Genomic DNA, 18121 nt, shown 5'->3' on the forward strand with positions numbered 1-18121 from the left:
CTGGTTTCTGCTGACTCGACGACCGGGGCCACCTCACCCGGAGGGCGCACTGTGAGGAAGCTGTGGTTCGCAGCGCTTGTCGCGGCTGCGCTCGCCGCCGTTGCCGTCGCGCTGCCCGTCATCGCCAACCAGAAGAACGCGACAGACGCCGCGAAGTCACGCGACCTCGGCGACGCGGCAAGCTCTGGTGTCCTCCCCTCCCACCGCGCCTCCAAGACCCCCACGGCGACAATCCCGCCCGCGGCGACCGCCACCACCGTGCCCTCGAAGAAGCCGGCTTCACCGCCCCGCACGAAGCCGAAGCCGACCACCGCGCCGCCGGCGACCTCGACCACCAAGGGCACGGCCGTGGACGAAGGCGATGCGGGTCCGGCCGTCGCCGGCCCCTGCAGCGGGGTGGTGATCAAGCCCGGCCAGAACGCCCAGGCGATCGTCGAGTCCAAGCCCGCCGGTACGACGTTCTGCTTCGCGGCCGGCCTGCACCACATCTCCGAGACGATCCGGCCGAAGGCGAACACCACGCTGGCCAGTGCGGAACGCGCCGTACTGACCGGATCGGTTCCGCTGACCGGCTGGACCAGGTCCGGGTCCACCTGGGTGGTGCGTGGCGCGCTTCCACCGGCGTACGGCATGAGTGGGCAATGTGAGGACAACAAGGCGAACATCTGCCACTTGCGCGAGCAGGTCTTCATCGACGGCAAGCACCTGACCCGGGTGGCCGCTCTATCCGCGGTCAGGGCCGGCACCTTCTACGCCGACTACGCCGCCAACGCCATCCATCTGGGCAGCAACCCGGCCGGGCGCTCGGTCGAGATGTCGAAGACCAGGACCGCGATCGAGTCCGGCGCGACCGGGGTGACCGTCCGCGGGCTCACCATCGAGCACTTCGCCAGCGCGCCGCAGGCGGGCGCGCTCGTCTCCGGCCCCGGCTGGAGGGTCGTCGCGAACGACGTCCGCTGGAACCACGCGGTCGGCGTGATGCTGGTCAAGGCGAACAACGCCCGGGTCGAGAAGAACCTGATCCGCCACAACGGTCAGCTCGGACTCGGCCAGTACGCCTCGGCCGCGGCGACCGTGACCCGGAACGTGATCACCGGCAACAACACCGACGGCTTCTGGATCGCCGACTGGGAGTCCGGCGGGATCAAGTCGACCCGGTCGTCCGGCACCGTCAGCGGCAACCTGATCACCGCGAACAAGGGTGTCGGGATCTGGGCCGACGTGGCCGACGACGGCCGGGTGATCAGCGCGAACCGGATCGTCGGCAACGCGGCCGACGGGATCCGGTACGAGATCAGCCGCAACGGCACGATCGAGAACAACACGATCAGCGGCAACGGCTTCGGCGCCGGGCGCGGCTCGGGGACGTCGCTGTGGGACGGCGGCGGGATCAACATCAACACGTCGTCCGACGTGACGGTCCGGAACAACGTTGTGTCCGGCAACGTCAACGGCGTCTCGGTCCAGTCCCGGACGCGCGGCACCGGACCGTGGGGCACCTATCTGCTACGCGACATCCGGATCACCGGCAACACCATCGAGATGACCGGCGGCACCCAGAGCACCGGCATGGTGCAGAACTCCGGCGCCGAGGTGCCGTCCGGGGAGGTCGTGTTCAGCGGCAACAAGTACGTGCTGGACACGCTCGGCGCGCAGCGGTTCGCCCGATTCGGCACGAAGCTGACCGCGGCCGGCTGGCGGCAGGCCGGCCTCGACACGATCGGCAGCTTCCTGGCCGGCTGAACACAATCGATTGCCGGATGCAACAGAAACTACAGCGGAAAGTGTTGCAACACCTACCTGACGTAGTAATCTGCTGTGCGAAGCCGCGCCATGGGGGGTGCGCTCAGGACCCACCTGTGCCCCCGGAGGCTCCATAGATGAAGGCATCCACCGCCGTTGTCACGATCGTTGCAGCAGGCACCATTGCCCTGGCCGGGCTGACGCTGCCGGCCCAGGGCTCCCCCGTCCTGACCGACGGCGGCGCCGACCTGCTGCCCGACATCCTGCCCGACGACCAGCCGTCGACACCCACGCCGCCCACGATCCCCGTGGGCGACCTGCGCACCGGCCCGTCCCAGGCGCCCGCCTGCACAGGCGTCGTGATCAAGCCCGGCCAGGACGCGGCGCAGATCGTCGACGACGCGCCGAACGGTACGACGTTCTGCTTCGCCGCCGGCCTGCACCGCATCGACCGGACCATCCACCCGAAGGCCGACCAGGTGCTGGCCAGTGATCAGGGCGCCGTACTGACCGGATCGGTCCGACTGACCACGTGGGCACCGTCCGACGGTGACTGGGTGACCACGGGGGTGTTGCCGCCACCGTACGGGCAGACCGGTCAGTGTGAGGACAACGTCGCGAACATCTGCTACCTGCGCGAGCAGGTCTTCCTGGACGGCAAGCACCTGACCCGGGTGGCCACCCGCGACAAGGTTGCTCCCGGCACCTTCTACGCCGACTACGGCGCGAACGCGGTCTACCTCGGCGACAACCCGGCCGGCCGGTCGGTGGAGATGTCGAAGACCGCCCGCGCGATCCAGTCCACCGCCAGCGGTGTCACTGTGCGCGGCCTGACCATCGAGCACTTCGCCACGCCGCCGCAGGGCGGTGCGATCCAGCTGGGGATGGGCTGGAAGGTGTACGCCAACGAGATCCGCTGGAACCACGCGGTCGGTGCCATGCTGGTCAACGCCGACGGCGCCGTGCTGGAGAAGAACTTCATCCACCACAACGGCCAGCTCGGCGTCGGCCAGTACAGCACGCTGAACGGCACGATCGCCGCCAACGAGGTGAGCTACAACAACACCGACGGGTTCTGGATCGCCGACTGGGAGTCCGGCGGGATCAAGACCACCTGGTCCAACGGCGGGTGGGTGACCGGCAACCTGATCAAGCAGAACCTGGGCGTCGGCCTGTGGAGCGACGCGTACGACGACGGCCGGACCTTCAACAACAACCAGATCGTCGACAACGCCGCCGACGGGATCCGCTACGAGATCGGCCGCAACGGGGTGATCGAGAACAACGTGATCACCGGCAACGGCCTCGGCACCGGCCGCGGGTCGGGCCGGTCGCTGTGGGACGGCGGCGGCATCAACGTCAACACGTCGTCGAACGTCCAGGTCCGCAACAACGTGGTCGCCGACAACGTGAACGGCATCTCGATCCAGTCCCGCACCCGCGGGTCCGGCCCCTGGGGGCAGAACCTGCTCCGCGACGTCGTTGTCTCCGGCAACCAGGTCACCATGAAGGGCGGCACCACCGCGACCGGGATGGTGCAGAACTCCGGTGCCGTCATCCCGGTCGGCGAGGTCACGCTGAAGTCCAACACCTACGTCCTCGACAGCCTGACCGCCGAACGGTTCCAGAAGACCGGCCAGTGGTACACCGCGATCGAGTGGCGCCGAACCGGCCAGGACGCCGACAGCAAATTCACGACCCGGAAGTCAGTGCGCTGACGTGCTCGACCAGTAGGTCGCGGAAGACCTGTGAGTCGCGCAGGTCCGGCGTGAAGACGGACTCCACGCCGAGGAGCGCGTCGACCACGGCGGCCGGCCCGGAGACGCCGGCGAGCGCCGACGTCAGCCGGTCCGCCTGTGGGTCGTCGAGCGTCGGGGTCTTCAGGACGTAGGTCATCCACGCCGCGACCGCCAGCGAGATCACGCGTGGCTCCGCGCCGGCGGCCAGGCGGTCGCGGACCGTGCCGAGCATGCGGACCGGCAGCTTGACCGAGCCGTCCATCGCGACCTGCGCCGTCCGGTGCTTCAACGCCGGGTTGGCGAACCGCTCGAGCACAGTGGCGCCGTACTCGGTCAGGTCCAGGCCGTCGGGCGGGCTCAGGGTGGGTACGACGTCCTCCGTCATCAGCGCCCGGGCGTGGGCGGCGAGTTCGTCGTCGCGGACCGCCTCGGCGATCGTCTGGTAACCGCGGAGGGCGCCGAGGTAGGCGAGCATCGAGTGGGTCGCGTTGAGCATCCGGAGCTTGGCCTGCTCCCACGGCGCGACGTCCCGGGTGAGTACGGCGCCGCCCTGCTCCCAGGCCGGGCGGTCGCCGGCGAAGTCGTCCTCGATCACCCATTGCAGGAACGGCTCCGCGACCACGACGGCCTCGTCCCGGACGCCGAGCAGCCGCGCGGCCTCGTCGCGGTCCGCCTCGGTCGTGGCCGGCACGATCCGGTCCACCATGCTGGCCGGGAAACGGGTCGCCTCGAACACGTCGGGCACCTTGCCGAGCGCCTCGAAGTACTCCGCGACCAGAGTGCGCAGGAAGGGGCCGTTGGCCACCAGGTTGTCGCAGGACACGATCGTCAGCGGCTCGACCCGGCGGGCGATCCCGGCGGCCAACTGACCGACCACGGTCCGCGGCGGGCGCCCGGTCAGGTCGGCCTGGATCTCCGGATCGTCAAGGTTCAACCCGGCGCCGGCGGCCCGATAACCCTTCTCGGTGACGGTCAGCGTCACGACGGACACCGCCGGATCCGCGATCCGCGCGACGACGGCCTCCGGGTCCTCGGGTGCGGTCAGCACCTCGCGGATGCTGCCGATCACCTGCACCGACGGGTCTCCGGGCCCTCGCTCCAGGACGGAGTACAGGCCGTCCTGGGGTGCGAGCTGGTCACGGACCGCCGCCGAGCGCTGGCTGACCCCGGTGATCCCCCACCGTGTGTCCCCGCTGACGACAGCGGCCCGCTCGGTGACCACGGCCTGGTGCGCCCGGTGGAACGCGCCCAGGCCGAGGTGGACGATCCCGATCGACAGTTGTCGCGGATCGACCGCGGGGGCGACGGGAAGGTCGGTGAGACTCAGCCTGCTCAAGCGACAACCTCTTTCCTTCGGACAGCTCTTCAGGCGTTGGGTGCCGGCCCCGTCGACTCCCGGACGATGAGTTCACCGTGCAGGGTGCCGCGGGCGGCGACGGCAGGGTCCGGATCCGGGTCGTCGAGGACGGCGAGCAGCAGCTCGACCGCGATCCGGCCGGCCTCCTGCTTCGGCAGCCGGACCGTGGTCAGGGCCGGCCTCGCCATCCGGGACATGGCGATGTCGTCGATGCCGACCACACTGAGGTCGCCCGGCACCGAGATCCCCCGGGCGTGCAACCGGGCCAGCAGCCCGATCGCGACCAGGTCGTTGTAGGTGACCACCGCGGTGGCACCGGTGGCGACCGCCTGGTCCGCCGCCGCCATACCGCCCTCGTACGTCGGTGCGAAACTGCCGACCCGGGCCAGCTCGGCACCGTGGGCGTAGAGGGCGTTACTGAGGCCGGTACTGCGGTGCTGGGTCGACCACGAGGTGACCGGACCGCCGACCCAGGCGATCTTGCGATGGCCGAGCGCCACGAGGTGGGCGACCGCCTGCTGCATACCGCCCTCGTTGTCGAAGATGACCCCCGGCACGCCGTCGGCCGTGCGGTTGACCAGTACGACGTTCGTCTCCTGCGCGATCGCGGACAGGTCGGCGTCGGCCGCGCGGGGCGAGCACAGGATCAGTCCGTCGACCTGTTTGGCCAGTGCGCGGACCAGGCCGACCTCCGCCGCGGCGTCCTCGTCGGTGTCGGCGACGAACACGGCCACGTCGTGCCGCCGGGCGCGGGCCTGGACCCCTTTGGCGACACTGGCGAAGAACGGGTTGGCCAGATCGGGCACGACCAGGCCGATAGTGCCGGTCCGGCCGGTGATCAGGCCGCGGGCGGCCCGGTTCGGCTGGTAGCCGAGTCGCTCGACCGCGGCGGCGACCCGGGCACGGGTGGCCGCGTTGACCATCTCGGGCATCGACAGCGCCCGGGACACGGTGGACGGAGACACACCTGCCAGGCGCGCCACGTCACGAACCGTCGCGGGCATGTCACCTCCTCCAGGTCAGGGCCGAGTCTGCAATCGGTTTCATCAGTGTGTCAAGTTTTCGGCTGCCCACTTCTGCGATGCACCTGAATCGCGGTCGCGGACAAGGACTTGTGCGGCTCCATGACGACTGCAATCCTTTGCAGCAGCCGTTGCAGCCGACTCACGGAGGACCCATGCCGAAGGCACTGCAGCCACATCCGGACCGCGCTCTGCCCGCCGGCGAGGCCCGGGACCTCGCCCGGCGGATCCACGCGTCGACGAAGGACCTGCCGCTGCTCTGCCTGCACGGGCACGTCGACATCTCGCTGTTCGCCACCGACGCCCCCTTCGGGAACCCGGCCGAGCTGCTGGTGATCCCGGACCACTACGTCACCCGGATGCTCATCTCGCAGGGCATCTCCCCCGAGCGCCTGGGGCTCCCCCGCGTCGACGGCGCGCCTGGCGCCGACCCGCGCGACATCTGGCGCGAGTTCTGCGCGAACTGGCATCTCTTCCGCGCCACGCCGAGCCGCTACTGGCTGGAGCACGAGTTCGCCGAGGTGCTCGGTATCACCACGCACCCGTCGGCGGAGACCGCGGACGAGTTGTACGACCAGATCTCCGCGCGACTGGCCGAGCCCGACTTCCGGCCGCGCGCCCTGCTCGACCGGTTCTCGATCGAGCTGATCTCCACCACGGACGCCGCGACGGACGACCTGGCTCAGCACGCGAAGGTCGCCGCGGACCTGCCCGGCCGGGTGGTCCCGACGTTCCGCCCGGATGCCGTCGTCCACCTGGACCGGCCGGACTGGCGCGATCTCGTCCAGCAGCTCGGGGCGTTGGCCGACGTCGACACCTCGACGTACGACGGCTATCTCCAGGCGATCCGGCAGCGGCGGCAGGCCTTCGTCGAGGCGGGTGCGCGGGCCACCGACCACGGGCACCTGAGTGCGGCCGCGATTCCGCTGTCCGACTCCGAGGCGGCGCGGATCTACGCGAGTGCCTCGAAGGGTGAGGTGTCGGCCGGGGACGCGAGCGCATTCGCCGGCCACATGCTGTACCAGTCGGCGGTGATGTCGGCGGAGGACGGTCTGGTGATGCAGCTGCATCCCGGCGTACTGCGGGATCACGATCCGGCGATCCACTCGACGTACGGGCCGGACAAGGGACACGACATTCCGGTGGCGGCCGAGTTCACCCGGTCGCTGCAGCCGCTGCTCGAGCGGTTCGGGCACGCGCCGGGTTTCCGGTTGGTGCTGTTCACGGTCGACGAGACGGTGTACTCACGGGAGCTGGCGCCGTTGGCCGGCGTGTACTCGGCGGTGCGGCTCGGAGCGCCGTGGTGGTTCCTCGACAGCCCGGACGGGATGCGCCGGTTCCGTGAACTGGTGACCGAGACGGCCGGCTTCTACAACACCTCCGGCTTCGTCGACGACACCCGGGCGTTCCTGTCCATCCCGGCTCGCCACGACCTGGCCCGCCGGATCGACGCCGGCTACCTGGCCAACCTGGTCGTCCAGCACCGCCTCGACGAAGACGACGCCTTCCAGGTCGCCCAGGATCTCGCCTACAACCTCGCCCGAGACACCTACCTCACCTGACCACCCTCGCCCCTCCTGCAGGTAGTCTCCAGCAGGTCTGTTTGCCGGGGACGGCTATGAAGGGGCGTGGATGAGGCGTCGTGCTGTCGCGGCAGGTGGTGCCGTGTTGCTGTTGTTGGTGGCTGGCTGCACGGGTGATGACAACTCGGGCGCTCCGTCGCCGACCGATGCTCCGGCGACCCCGACGGTGACAGTGCCGACCGCTCCCCCGGCCGCGGCGGCCGAGGTCCTCGGGCCGACCGGACCTGGTACGGCGAAGGCCTGTCGAGGAACTGCGATTCCGGTGGGAGCCGATCCGCAGCAGGTGATCGATAGCCGGCCGGCGGGTACGACGTTCTGTTTCGCCAAGGGCGTGCACCGGATCAGCCGGGCGCTCCGGCCGCGGACCGGTGACACGTTGGGTGGCGGTCCGGGCGTCGTACTGACGGGATCGGTACGGCTTGGCGGGTGGCGGCGGGACGGCGACCGATGGGTGGTGCGTGGGGTGCTGCCGGCGCCGTACGAGCTCAAAGGACAGTGCGAGGACAACAAGACCAAGCCGTGCCAGCTAGCAGAGCAGGTGTTTGCCGACGGCAAGCACCTGAACCGGGTGATGAGTCTCGGACAACTGAAGCCCGGGACATTCTTCGGGGATTACGAAGCGAACGCCGTGTACGTCGCCGACGATCCGGGCGGCCACGAGGTCGAGATGTCGCGGACGCCGACCGCGATCGACAAGTCGGCGGAGGACGTCACGGTCACCGGACTGACGATCGAGCACTTCGCCAGCCGGCCGCAGGGCGGCGCGTTGCAGGTCGGGCCCGGCTGGACGGTGGTGGCGAACGAGGTCCGCTGGAACCACGCGGTCGGGATCATGGTGATCGAGGGCGACGGGGCCGAGTTGAGCCGCAACACGGTCGCCGACAACGGGCAACTCGGCATCGGGCAGTACAAGTCGGCCGGCGTACGGATCACCGGGAACCTCGTCACCCGGAACAACACCGACGGGTTCTGGATCGCCGACTGGGAGTCCGGTGGGATCAAGTCGACCCGGTCGTCGGGTGAGGTGTCCGGGAACGACATCGTCGGCAACCGGGGCATCGGGATGTGGAGCGACATCGCCGAGTACGACCGGCGGATCGTCGGCAACCGGATCCGGGACAACGCCGCGGACGGGATCCGGTACGAGATCAGCTACCACGGGGTGATCGAGCAGAACGTTGTTTTCGGCAACGGGTTCGGCACCGGGCGGGGATCCGGCGGGAGTCTGTGGGACGGCGGCGGGATCAACGTGAACACGTCCGCCGGGGTACAGGTCCGCGGCAACCTCATCGAGGGCAACCGGAACGGCATCTCGATCCAGTCCCGCACCCGCGGCGACGGTCCACGCGGGACGTACGTGCTCGCCGACGTGGTCGTCGAAGGCAACCTGGTCGTGATGGACGACGCCACCGCGAGCACCGGCGTGGTCGAGAACAAGGGCTCCCCCACCCAGCCCGGCGCCATCACCTTCCGCCGCAACAGCTATCGCCTCAATCCCGAGTCCCCCGACCGCTTCGCCTACCGCGGCAAAACCCTCACCTGGCCCGAATGGCAACAGGCCGGCTTCGATCAGGACTCGACCAGCCAGTGACGGATCTGGCCCGGTGGCGGATTCGGTCGGCGTCGCAGATGGCGGCGGCTACGAGGAGGTGCAGGGTCATGGAGCTCAGGTCCGACAGGCCGCTCTCGTTGAGGGACGCGGCGGTGACGTAGCCCAGCAGCAGGGCTCCGCAGGCTTTGACGTACGGCGTGGGCGCGCGCAGCACCGAGATCCAGGCGACGATCAGCGCGATGCCGACGATGGTGACCGCGAGCAGACCGGTCTCCCAGTACAACCCGAGCCAGCTGTTGTCGATCGCCATCACGTCGATGTCGCCCTCACCACGCCGCAGCAGCACGCGTTTGTTGCCGAGACCGTGGCCGATGATCGCCGTCTGCAGGGACACCTTCTCGTCCAGCACCGCCTGCCAACTCGTCGTCCGGCCGCTGAGCGAACTGATCTGCCGCGTCCCCTGCCCGCGCAGCAACCAGGCATGCAGCGACCCGATCGTCAGGAACGCCAGGCCGATCAGGGCCGGTACGGCGAGACTCGTGAGCCGTCCGATCCAGGTCTTCCGGGTCAGGATCAGCGCGAGCACCAACCCGAAGGCGATCGCCGCCGCCGACGTGCGGGTCCGGCTCGCGGCGACCAGGATGACGCCCAGCCCGATCAGGCCGGCCGCCGGTACCAACGACAGCTTCCGGCAGACGAACCCGATCAGCGCCAGCCCGAGCAGGATCGCCCCGACCTCGCCGACCCGGGGCGGCAGCATCGGGATGATGACACCCTGCAGCCGGTACCCGGCGCCGAGCGAGCTGAGCGGCCGCCACGCCTGACTCGGCGCGTACGCCAGGCTCGCCACGACCGTTGCCGCAAGCAAGAGATGCGCCCACAGATGTGCCCGGATCAGCCGTTCCGGGGTCTGCACCAGCGGACGCCACAGCAGGAACAGCAGCACCAGCCCGATCAGGAACCGGGCCAGCCGCATCAGCGGCCCCATCGGTTCGGCCAGCAGGAACGCCGTCGCGGTCGCGAACAGCACGTAGAGCACGTACAGACTGCTCGTCGGGCTCACCCGGGTACGGAAACCGGGCCTCGTCGCCGCCAGTGCGACCAGGAAGATCGCTCCGAGCAGCAGGCCCTTCATCATGCTGTTCGTCGACCCGGTGGTCCCCTGCGGCGCCGCCACCCGCGACGACCACGGCTGGACACCGAGCACGAACAGGCACCACAGCATCAGCCAGAACCAAGCCGGCTTCTGGACCTCCTCGACGGTCCCCGGCACCGGCCGAGCCAGCTGGTACGTCGCCACGGTCAGCGGAGCGGTGGGGCGGCCGACTCGACCGGCTTGTAGTTCGGCGGAATGCCCAGCGTCTCGTCGTGCGCCGAGGCACCGATCAGTACGACGCCCAGCACCGGAGCACCCGCGAAGTGCAGGGCCCCCGTCAGCCGGGCGACATCCATCTCCTTGTCGTGACCCACCTGGACCACCAGCACCGACGCATCCACGGCGGCGGCCAGCGGTGTGATCCCGTGCCGGCCGACCGCGGCCGGGCCGTGGATCACCACGGAGTACCCGGGCGGCAGATCCGCCACGATGCCCGGCACCAGTGACGGCCCGACGGCCTCGGCCGTCTCCTCGTGGTTCAGGCCGGGCGGCAGCACGTACAGGTCGGCGACCGTCCCCGGCCGGAACAGCTTCCGGGCCCGGATCGCCCGGGTCGCGGCCGGCTCGTGCACCAGGTCGGTCAGGCCCTCGTGTCCGGTGAGGTGCGGCAGAACCGGCGTACCCTCCACGTCGGCCAGGATCAGCAGCGTCTCGCGGCCGTCGCGCGCGTTCGCCTCGGCCATCGCGAGCGCGATCCCGGCCGAGTTCGGCGTCGGCGAGGCCGAGACGACGAGCAGGGCACCGGGACCGCCGCCGGCGAAGGCGCGCGGGTTCAGCTCGCGCCGGGCGAGCGCGCCGCTCGCCTCGGCGCCGAGCGCGGTGATCTCGTACTGTGGAAGTTCCGGAGCCGCCCGCTGCCAGGGCCGCCGGCGGTTGCCCTCCGACGCGGCGATCACCGGCGCGCTCGCCGCCCGCGCCGCCTGGTCGCGGGTGAGGATGTACGGCGTCAGGTGGGACCTGAGCAGGGCCAGGCCGAACCCGAGCACCAGGCCGAGAATGCCGCCGACCAGGATGTCGCGGGCAACCATCGGCGAGGATGTGGCCGTGTCCGTGGTGGCCGGGGTGACCAGCTCGCTGCCGGTGCCGACCGCGGTCAGGGCCTTCAGCATCGCGGCGGCGTCGTCGGCCGCCTGCCGGGCCTCGGTCGCCAGGCCGACCCGCTGGTCACGCAGCGCCGCCGCGGTCTGCGAGTCGCCCCGCTCCACCGCCTCGTCGATCTGGCTGACCAGGCTGCGAGACTGCTGGGTTGCCGTCTTCGACCGGTCCTGCGCCTGGCTGGCCAGCGTGGTCAGCAGGGCCTTGGCCTCGTCGTTGCGCTGCTTGAGGTAGATGACCGCGATCGCGTTGGCACGCCGTACCGCTTCCGACGAGGTCGGACCGTCGGTGGTGACCAGGTAGGCGTTGTCGGTGACCGCCTTGACCCGGGTCACCGCGGCCAGGTCCTGGACCGACTGGTCCGTGGTCGGCATCCCGAGCGACTTGGCCACGCTGCGCAGGAGCGTCGGGCTGGCCATCACCCGCGCCTGGGTCTCGGCGGGCAGGTCCATCCCGAGCGGGCCGGTCTTGTCCGCGCTGCTGGGCAGCTTCCCGACCAGCGCGGGCGGTACGGCGGGGCCGATGACCAGCTGGCTGGACGCGGTCCAGCGCTCGGTCTGGGCCAGGGCGAAGATCGCGGCACCGACGATGCCGAGCAGGATGCAGCCGATGATGAGCCACTTCTGCCGCAGCAGTGACTGAGCGGTCTCCCGCCAGACCACGGTGCCCGGTTCCATCCGTACCTCATTCCCTTCGGAGCCGACTCAGGATATAGGCAGGCAGTATCCGTGGACTCGGGGTGGCCAAAGCGGCACTGTCTGTGGCCTACTCTCTTCTCGGAGGTTCTCGGGGGCAACTGGAGAACCACGTAGGGCGCCGCAGGTGGCGCCAGTCCGAGGGGGACACCGCAGGATGAAGAAGAGATGGCTGTTCACGCGTCTGGGGATCGTGGGCGCTCTCATCGCCGGTTCGCTGGTACTCGTGGCCGCGCCGCCGGCGCAGAGCATCGAGGCCTCGCTGTCGGCGGTCGCCAGTCCGACCTGGCAGACCAACGCGAGCGTGCAGGGCATCGCCGTCGCGGACGGCAAGGCGTACGTCGGCGGCCGGTTCACCAGCGTCCGCCCGCCGGGTGCCGCGGCCGGCACGAGCGAGGTGGCCCAGGCCTATCTGGCCGCGTTCGACGCCACCACGGGCGACCTGGTCACCTCGTTCACCCCGGTCCTCAACGGCCAGGTGTACGCGGTCGCCGCGTCGCCGGACGGCTCGCGGATCTTCGTCGGCGGTGACTTCACCACTGTCAACGGCGTCACCCGGAACCGGATCGCCGCCTTCGACACGGCCACCGGCGCCCTGGTCTCCCACTGGAAGCCCTCGGTCTCCTACCGGGTCAAGACCATCGCGGTCTCCGGCGGCGCGGTGTACTTCGGCGGCTCGTTCGGCCTGGTCAACAACATCGAGCGGCTCCGGCTGGCCGCCGTCACCGCCGACGCGGGAACCTTGTTGCCGTGGGCCCCGGCCGTGAACGGCGACGTGTACGCCGTGGACGTCGCCGACGACGGCTCCAAGGTGTACGCGGGCGGCCAGTTCAGCACCGTGAACGGCACGAACCAGAACACCGTGACCAGCCTCGACCCGGTCTCCGGCGGCGTCCAGCCGTTCCCCGGCGCATCCGCCGTACCGCCGCCGAACGGTTCCTGCACCACCCGGGTGAAGGCGATCGACGCCAGCGGCGACACCGTGTACTTCGGCAACGGCGGTGACGGCGGCGGCTGCTTCGACGGCACCTGGGCGGTCGACATCGCCACCAACACGCTGAAGTGGAAGAACCAGTGCCTGGGCGCCACCGAGGCGGTCAAGGTCGTCAACGGCTGGCTGTACAAGGGCTCGCACGCGCACGACTGCGCGAACCAGGGCGCGGGCGGCTTCCCGCAGGGCTTCGGCTACCGCTTCCTGCTGACCGAGAACCTGGCCGACGGCTCGCTCGGCCCGTGGTTCCCCAACACGAACGCCGGTCCGCCGACCGAGGTCGGCCCGCTGGCCTTCGCGACCGGCGGCAACGATCTCTGGGTCGGCGGCGACTTCACGACCACGAACGGCGTCGGCCAGCAGGGCCTGACCCGGTTCACCAACGCCGGGCCGGGTGCCGCCCCGGCCAAGCCGGCCAAGCTGCTCCCCTATAGCGTCCAGCCGGGCGTGGTGCAGATCCACTTCCCGACCGTGGTCGACAACGACGACAGCACGCTGACCTACCGGCTGCTGAAGGGGTTCAGCAACACCACCATCGCGACCTGGACGGCCAAGTCGACACCGTGGGACCGGCCGTGGCTGCACTTCACCGACACCGCCGTGACACCGGGCGAGGTGACCAACTACCGGGTCGAGGTGACGGACGGCAGTACGACGATCCGCGGCAACTACTCGGATCCGGTCACGGTCGCGAGCACGCCCTCCACGGCGTACGACCAGATCGTCAACTCCGACGGCCCGCAGGCGTACTGGCGGCTCGGTGAGCCGGCCGGTGCGACGGCCTCGGTCGACTCGTCCGGGCAGAGCAACAACGGGACCTATACCGGAGTGACCCTGGGCAGCTCCGGCGCGATCGCGGGCAACACGGCGATGACGGTCAGCTCGAGCAGCGGCCGGATGGTCGGTGAGAAGGCGTACAGCATGCCGCAGCAGTTCACCGTCGAGGCGTGGGTGAAGCAGAGCGGGTTGCTGCGCGGCGGCCGGATCATCGGCTTCGGCGGCTCGCGGACCGGCAACAGCGCCGGCGGCGGTGACCGGATGCTGTACATGCGCACGAACGGCTCGATCGTGTTCGGCGTGAACGACGGCTCCCAGCGGACGCTGACCAGCGCATCGGGCAAGAACGACGGGCAGTGGCACCACGTGGTCGGCACCTTCGACAACGGCGCGATGAAGCTGTATGTCGACGGTGTCCTGGCCGGCAGCGCGAACGTCGGACCGGCGTCGCTGTACTACGGCTGGTGGCGGGTCGGGTACGACAACAACAGCAACTGGCCGGGCGGCGGAGCGACCCAGACCGGGATGGGCATCGACGAGGCGGCGGTGTACCCGTACGCGCTCAGCCCGGCCCAGGTTCAGGGCCATTACGCGGCCCGCTGACGTAGAGTCGGAGGACTGCAGCACAAAGTCATAACGCGGGTGTGAGGTCGGGTTCCGGTCGACCTCACACAGCGCTAGTGTCCGCTGGGTGCGTGCGTGAGGCGCGCATCCGCCCCACGACTGACCCCCGCCCAGTCCAAAGGACATTGATGAAGAAGTATGTGCTCGCCCTGGTCACCGCCGCGGCCGTCGTTGCCGCGGCGCTGATTCCCTCCGGACCGCCGGTGGAGGCGGCGACTCCGGGCTTCGCCTCGGCCGTGTCGGCCATCAAGCAGACCTCGTGGCAGACCAACAACAGCGTCAACGCGCTCGCGATCAGCGGCAACACGGTGTTCGCCGGCGGCCTGTTCACCAGGATCCGGCAACCGGGCAGGCCGGCCGGCCAGGGCGAGGCCGTCCGGACCTACGTGGCCGCGTTCAACCGCACCACCGGCGCGCCGACCGCGTTCGCGCCGACGCTGAACGGCCCGGTCTACAGCATCGCCACCAGCCCGGACGGCAACTGGGTGGTGATCGGCGGCGACTTCACCACCGTCAACGGCGTCAAGCGCAGCAAGATCGCGATGTTCTCGGTCGCCACCGGCAAGCTCGTCGCGGCCTGGGACCCGGTCGTCTCGGCCCGGGTCAAGGCGCTGGCCATCTACGGCAACAGCGTGTTCATCGGCGGCGCGTTCGGCCGCATCGACGGTGCCGTCCGCAACCATCTCGGCGCGGTCCGGCTGATCCAGGGCGACCTGCTGCCGTGGAACCCGAACGCGGACGACGACGTGTACGCGATCGACGTGGCCGACAACGGTTCCCGGGTCTTCGTCGGCGGCCCGTTCACCACCATCAACGGCAGGGACCACTACTCGCTGGCGATGACGAACGCCACCACCGGCGCGGCGTACTCGTTCCCGGCCGCGGCGGCGATACCGAAGCCCACCGCCACCTGCACCACCCGGGTGAAGGACATCGACACCCTCGGCGACAACGTGTACGTCGCCAACGGCGGTGACGGCAGCGGCTGCTACGACGGCGTCCTCGCCGCCCAGGTGAGCACCGGCAAACTGCTGTGGAAGAACAACTGCCTGGGCGCGACCGAGGCGATCAAGGCGATCGGCAACTGGGTCTACAAGGGCTCGCACGCGCACAACTGCAGCGACAGCGGAGCCTTCGGCGACGGCACCGGCACGCACTACCTCCTGGTCGAGAGTGCGATCAACGGGAAGATCGGCCCCTGGTTCCCGAACACCGACGCGAATCCGAACAGCACCACCCAGGTCGGCCCGCTGGCGATGGCCGGCACCGGCAGCGACCTGTGGGTCGGCGGTGACTTCCTGCACGTCAACGGCAAGATCCAGCAGGGCCTGACCCGGTTCACCAACGCAGCGGGCGGCGCGGCTCCCGCCGTACCGAAGGCTCCGACACTGACGGCCACGTCGTCGGGCCGGGTCTACGTGAAGTACGCCGACGTGTACGACCTGGACAACCTGTCGCTGACCTACAACGTGTTCCGAGGATCGACGAACGTCGGCTCGGCCAAGTACGTCTCGTACTACTGGGAGCCCCGCAAGTACTACACCGTGATCGACCGGGGTCTGCAGCGCGGGTCGACGTACACCTACCGCATCGAGGTCCACGACGGCCGCAACATCATGCGCGGCCCCTCAGTCAGCGTAAAGGTGCCCTGACCGCCGCATCCTCGTCTCAGGTTGTTGGTGCGGGCGGGGGGCCGATGCGGCGGTGGGCGGCGATGGCTCGGTGGGCCTCGTTCCACCAGAGGAGCAGGGTGCAGAACGAGGCGCCGGCCAGGCCCCACGCTGCGCCCTGCGTGCCCCACAGGTATGCGCCGCCGACGCCGCAGACGACGAGGATGACCGAGGAGATCAGGCGGACGCGGAGCCCCCGGGTAGCGGCCGCCAGGGCTCGCATGATCGCGAAGGCACCGGCGTTGGAGGCACCGAACGCCTGCAGCAGGATCACCGGCACCAGGACGGTGCCGGCCTGTGCCCACACGCCTGGTCCGAGGAGTTGCTCTCCGACGACCTCGGGCAGCAGCAGGAAGACCGCTCCCCAGGCCAGCGCACCCGCGCCGACGCCGAGAGAGATGGCCAGTCCGACGAGCCACAGCCGACGGTAGGAGTGCCGCAACGCGCGGGAGGCCTCCGGGACCGAGATCATCCGGATGCCCTGGTTGAGTACGTTGACCGGGCCGAGCAGGACCTGCGCTCCTCGGATGCCCGCGGTCGCGGCGAGACCGGCGGCGGCGGTGATGCCGAGCATGTAGACCTGGATCGTGCCTGACACGGCGAGCATCTCCCCCATGTACTTCGGAGTGAGGTCCCAGTGCGTCCGCACCCATTCGCGGATCAGTTGCCGCCGTGGTGAAACGCCCGCCTGGTACCGTCCGGCCACAGCGGCGATCACGGCGCCGAGTCCCCAGCCGAGCGTGAGTGAGAAGGCGGACGCCGTACCAGTGAGGTAGAGCCCGCCGAAGATCGCGAGCATCGCCAGCAGCCAGATCAGGTCGTTGACGAACGCCTTCTGGCCCTCACCGACGACGAAGAAGGCCCACCGCCACGCGTCCTGCAGCAGCAGTCCAGGCATCGTGACCGCGAACGCGATCAGCACACCCTTCGACGGGACGCCGGGGAACGCCGCGATGGCGAGGCCGATCAGCAGCCCGACGAACCCCATCAGCAGCGCGGTCGCCGTACCTGCTCGAACTGCTCGTTGCCACTCCGGGGTGCGGTCACCGGAGTACCGGACCGCCAGCGGCTCGGTCGAGACGGCCCGGGAGACGTTCAGCGCGATCGTGTAGCCGCCGAAGGCGAGCGCGTAGACACCGAACTCGGCGACCGTGCTGGACCGCGCGACGACCACGCCGACGGCGAGGTTGCTCAGGCTGGACAGGGCCTGATCGGCCAACCCCCAACTCGCCCGGCCGGCCGGTCCGGCCAGTCGCCGGAGCTTCGGCCGCCGGGGGAACTTCACGACGACACTCTAGGCCGTGTCCGATGGTCCCGCGCAGTAGGCGCGGGACCATCAGACACGGCCTTGAACAGGCTTGGGTGGATTCCGGAGGATGCCGAAGCCGAAGCGCGGGATGCCCAGCACGTAGCGGCGCCACAGCCGACGGGGCTCCTTGTAGAGCCGGTAACTCCACTCCAGCCCGGCGCGCTGCATCCACAGCGGCGCCCGGTCCAGGCGGCCGGTGTGGAAGTCGAACGCGGCGCCGACGCCGATCAGGATCGTGGTGTTCAGCCGGTCCCGGTGCTCGGCCATCCAGCGCTCCTGCTTCGGCGCGCCGAGACCGATCCAGACGATGTCCGGCCGCGCCTCGTTCATCCGCGCCACGGCCTCGGCGTCCTCGGACTCGGTGAGCGGCCGGAACGGCGGGCACTCGACGCCGACGACCTTCAGCGCGGGATGGCGCTCCTGGAACCTGTCCCGCAGGTCCGCGGCCACACCCTCGGAACCGCCGTAGAAGTACTGCGTCCACCCGCGCTCGGCCGCCTCGGCCATCACCCGCTCCAGCAGATCCGGCCCGGCCACCCGATCCATCCGCGCGAATCCGGCCTTCCGGCCCGCCCACACCAGCGGCATGCCGTCGGGCACGGTGAGACCGGAGGTGTTGAAGACCTTGGTGAGCTGCTCGTCGGCCCGGGCGTGCAGCAGCGAGTTCATGTCCGTCACGCAGACCAGGTGCCGCTCGCCGCGGTCGATCCAGCGCGCGAACGTCTCGACCGTCGCGTCCAGATTCGTCGCGCTCACGTGGATGCCGAGTACGTCGACCCGATCGGAGCTGCCGGCCATCGTCTGCATG

At 69.9% G+C, this 18121-nt stretch carries 12 protein-coding genes; 6 read left to right on the top strand and 6 right to left on the bottom strand.

Annotated elements, in window-relative coordinates; translation table 11 throughout:
* Positions 1-51 precede the first annotated feature (51 nt).
* Together ACYVOK_RS19745 and ACYVOK_RS19750 are read left to right on the top strand one after the other, a co-directional pair.
* Positions 52-1743, top strand: coding sequence for a right-handed parallel beta-helix repeat-containing protein (locus ACYVOK_RS19745; protein ID WP_460663940.1), 1692 nt, complete (start codon positions 52-54; stop codon positions 1741-1743).
* A 137-nt stretch (positions 1744-1880) separates the two neighbouring features.
* Positions 1881-3461 (top strand): right-handed parallel beta-helix repeat-containing protein, encoded by a 1581-nt coding sequence (locus ACYVOK_RS19750; protein ID WP_460663941.1) that lies wholly within the window; start codon positions 1881-1883, stop codon positions 3459-3461.
* Here ACYVOK_RS19750 and ACYVOK_RS19755 read toward each other — a convergent pair.
* Positions 3436-4818 carry a mannitol dehydrogenase family protein gene (locus tag ACYVOK_RS19755; protein WP_460663942.1) on the bottom strand — a complete coding sequence of 461 codons (1383 nt, stop codon included), beginning with the start codon at positions 4816-4818 and terminating at the stop codon, positions 3436-3438. The two genes, ACYVOK_RS19750 and ACYVOK_RS19755, sit on opposite strands and share 26 nt — an antisense overlap.
* A 29-nt stretch (positions 4819-4847) precedes the next feature.
* Positions 4848-5843, bottom strand: coding sequence for a LacI family DNA-binding transcriptional regulator (locus ACYVOK_RS19760; protein ID WP_460663943.1), 996 nt, complete (start codon positions 5841-5843; stop codon positions 4848-4850).
* 173 nt (positions 5844-6016) lie between these two features.
* Here ACYVOK_RS19760 and uxaC point away from each other — a divergent pair, with 173 nt between their 5' ends.
* Complete coding sequence (gene uxaC / locus ACYVOK_RS19765) at positions 6017-7423, top strand: glucuronate isomerase (RefSeq protein WP_460663944.1); 1407 nt, start codon at positions 6017-6019, stop codon at positions 7421-7423.
* 70 nt (positions 7424-7493) lie between these two features.
* Positions 7494-9035, top strand: coding sequence for a right-handed parallel beta-helix repeat-containing protein (locus ACYVOK_RS19770; protein ID WP_460663945.1), 1542 nt, complete (start codon positions 7494-7496; stop codon positions 9033-9035).
* Here the strand turns inward: ACYVOK_RS19770 and ACYVOK_RS19775 are convergent.
* Both ACYVOK_RS19775 and ACYVOK_RS19780 read right to left on the bottom strand, forming a co-directional pair.
* On the bottom strand, positions 8980-10296 hold the full coding sequence (locus ACYVOK_RS19775) for an O-antigen ligase family protein (RefSeq protein WP_460663946.1): 1317 nt from the start codon (positions 10294-10296) through the stop codon (positions 8980-8982). The two genes, ACYVOK_RS19770 and ACYVOK_RS19775, sit on opposite strands and share 56 nt — an antisense overlap.
* A 2-nt stretch (positions 10297-10298) precedes the next feature.
* Entirely contained in the window at positions 10299-11924 is a 1626-nt protein-coding gene (locus ACYVOK_RS19780) for a Wzz/FepE/Etk N-terminal domain-containing protein (RefSeq protein WP_460663947.1), read from the bottom strand.
* Positions 11925-12099: 175 nt separating this feature from the next.
* Here ACYVOK_RS19780 and ACYVOK_RS19785 point away from each other — a divergent pair, with 175 nt between their 5' ends.
* Together ACYVOK_RS19785 and ACYVOK_RS19790 are read left to right on the top strand one after the other, a co-directional pair.
* Complete coding sequence (locus ACYVOK_RS19785) at positions 12100-14313, top strand: LamG-like jellyroll fold domain-containing protein (RefSeq protein ID WP_460663948.1); 2214 nt, start codon at positions 12100-12102, stop codon at positions 14311-14313.
* 149 nt (positions 14314-14462) lie between these two features.
* Positions 14463-15986 (top strand): WD40 repeat domain-containing protein, encoded by a 1524-nt coding sequence (locus ACYVOK_RS19790; protein ID WP_460663949.1) that lies wholly within the window; start codon positions 14463-14465, stop codon positions 15984-15986.
* A 16-nt stretch (positions 15987-16002) separates the two neighbouring features.
* On the opposite strand, the gene ACYVOK_RS19795 is transcribed toward ACYVOK_RS19790, so the two are convergent.
* The gene (locus ACYVOK_RS19795) at positions 16003-17289 is read right to left on the bottom strand and encodes a hypothetical protein (RefSeq protein WP_460663950.1); all 1287 of its coding nucleotides are present in this window, start codon (positions 17287-17289) and stop codon (positions 16003-16005) included.
* A gap of 51 nt (positions 17290-17340) precedes the next feature.
* The gene (locus ACYVOK_RS19800) at positions 17341-18120 is read right to left on the bottom strand and encodes a WecB/TagA/CpsF family glycosyltransferase (RefSeq protein ID WP_460663951.1); all 780 of its coding nucleotides are present in this window, start codon (positions 18118-18120) and stop codon (positions 17341-17343) included.
* Between the last annotated feature and the right edge of the window lies 1 nt (position 18121).

Source organism: Kribbella swartbergensis, assembly GCF_054784135.1.